Origin of the sequence: Halomonas sp., from assembly GCF_031581305.1 — a bacterium.
GTDB lineage: Bacteria > Pseudomonadota > Gammaproteobacteria > Pseudomonadales > Halomonadaceae > Halomonas.
In genome coordinates, this window is sequence record NZ_JAVLBC010000323.1 from 1 (window position 1) to 1,836 (window position 1,836).

Annotated in this window: 5 protein-coding genes; all 5 read left to right on the forward strand. The window is 63.4% G+C overall.

The features are described 5' to 3' along the window. The coding region (locus RI841_RS16300; protein WP_310706679.1) for a hypothetical protein at nt 1-207 on the forward strand (207 nt) is incomplete at its 5' end. Beyond that, nucleotides 207-437, forward strand: a complete 231-nt coding sequence (locus RI841_RS16305; protein WP_310706680.1) for a hypothetical protein — start codon at nt 207-209, stop codon at nt 435-437. The genes RI841_RS16300 and RI841_RS16305, both read left to right, overlap by 1 nt. A 256-nt stretch (nt 438-693) precedes the next feature. Then, complete coding sequence (locus RI841_RS16310; RefSeq protein WP_310706681.1) at nt 694-837, forward strand: hypothetical protein; 144 nt, start codon at nt 694-696, stop codon at nt 835-837. A 10-nt stretch (nt 838-847) separates the two neighbouring features. After that, a complete protein-coding gene (locus RI841_RS16315; RefSeq protein WP_310706682.1) occupies nt 848-1,081 on the forward strand; it encodes a hypothetical protein in 234 nt (77 codons plus the stop codon). A gap of 2 nt (nt 1,082-1,083) precedes the next feature. Further along, a partial coding sequence (locus RI841_RS16320) for a phage integrase Arm DNA-binding domain-containing protein (protein ID WP_310706683.1) occupies nt 1,084-1,836 on the forward strand: 753 nt, incomplete at its 3' end.

A 1,836-nucleotide genomic window follows, 5' to 3' on the forward strand; every position in this document is an offset into this window, starting at 1 on the left:
ATGAGAAGCATGGCGCGCTCGATGCTCGCCCGCCGCGACAAGCTGGTTGCGGCTGGTGCAGCGCAGACCGTTGTTGATGCGATCAAGACCGAGGTGAACGAAGAGCTTGCAGACGGCATGAGCACGGGGCCGGACCACCACGCAATGCTGAGGGTTGCCTGCGCAGTGGCAAACCACCTACGCCGCGAAGCCGAGGGGGTGGAGTGATGGCCTTTTTCATGCAGATTTGGGACTTGGCACTGGCGATCACCTCGTGGGGTACTGGCGTACTCCTTGGGTTGGTGATGCTGTCCGGCGTCATAGTTGCCGCCGTGTTGGCGCTGTGGGGTGTCGGGGTCACGCTCGGCGCCCTGTATGTGGCGACCCTATTGGCTATCGGGCAGGTGCGAAAGCTGTTGGCTAATCGTCGGGGCAGAGAAGCCGAGGGGGTGGAGTGATGGAGCACCTGCACGGGATGCGAATCCTAGAGAACCCCAACCTTGTGATTCAGAACGGGCACAAATATGTGCCCAGGTCATGGAAAGAACGCCTTCTATCTTGGCCGTGGAAGCCTTGGGACGATTTCAAGCGAGCGCCAAACATGGAGCCGGACCCAAAGCTCATCCGCATGCCAGACGCTTTCGGCGCAACCACTCTTGTCGGGCACCCGGAAACGATCCGGCGGATAAAAGAACGCTTGGAGGGCCGCTACCAATGACCACCGACACCATCTTCCTGATCTTCATCATCGCCCTCTGCCTGGTCGCCATCGCCGGCGTGATCGTCGGCGTGTGGAACCTGAATCGCGGCGGGTGCGAGCAAGACGAGCACGAATCCACCGACGACTGCCGCGGATAAAGGAGGAACCATGCGATACATGAAACTCAGCGAGTACCGCCGGCAGGCCTACACGCCGGAGAGCCGGCCCGACGAGCGCACCCTGCGCCGGCGGATCGACCGCGGCGAACTGGCCGGCAAGCGCGAGGGCTCGCGCTACTATGTCCTCGTCGACGAGAACGGCCACGAGGCGCAGTACCTGGCATCCGTGAAGCCGGTAAATGATCTGGCTGGCCAGGTGCTGGCCCGGGCAATCGAGGCGTAACCATGGCACCGAAGCGCCGCCGCAAGGATCGGGCCCACTGGCCCTCCAATCTCTACGCATCGAAGAAGGCGCGCGGGCCCTATTACTACTACCTGCGCCCCGACCTGCCGACGAATGACCCGGGCCGCTACAACGGCTTCGGCTACGTGACCGAGAAGCAGGCGATCGATGCGGCCCGCCAGCTCAACCAGGTATTCGGTTCGGGCGGTGATCTTGCCGGGCAGATCCTCAAGCGATCGAGGCGGTGCGCATCCGACACCACGCTGGCCGAGTACGTCGACCAGTTCCTCGACCTCAAGCTGCCGGCGCGACGCATCAACGGCCACCCCCTGAGCGAGCACACGCTCAAGGAATACCGCCGGCTGTACCGCAACATCAAGTCGGGCCTCGGGTCGATCCCCATGAAGGCGGTCGAGCAGACCGATCTGGCCGACTTCCTCGAGGACATTGGCACCACGCCGGAGGTGTTCAACAAGTACCGCACCCGGCTGATCGACCTGTGGAAGTCCGCCATGTCCGACGGCGTGGTGACCGAGGGCCTACCGATGCGGATCCTGCCCCGGGACAAGGCGATCAAGAAGCGCCAGCGCATCACCCTGCCCGGTGACAAGCCCGGGACGGCAGCGCTCAATGGGATCGAGGCGTACCGAGCGATCTTCGAGCAGGCCGATCATGCCATCCAGTGCGCAATGGAGCTGTCACTCAACGCCCTGCAGCGGCGCGAGGAAATCCGACGGTGGCGCTTCGACTGGTCA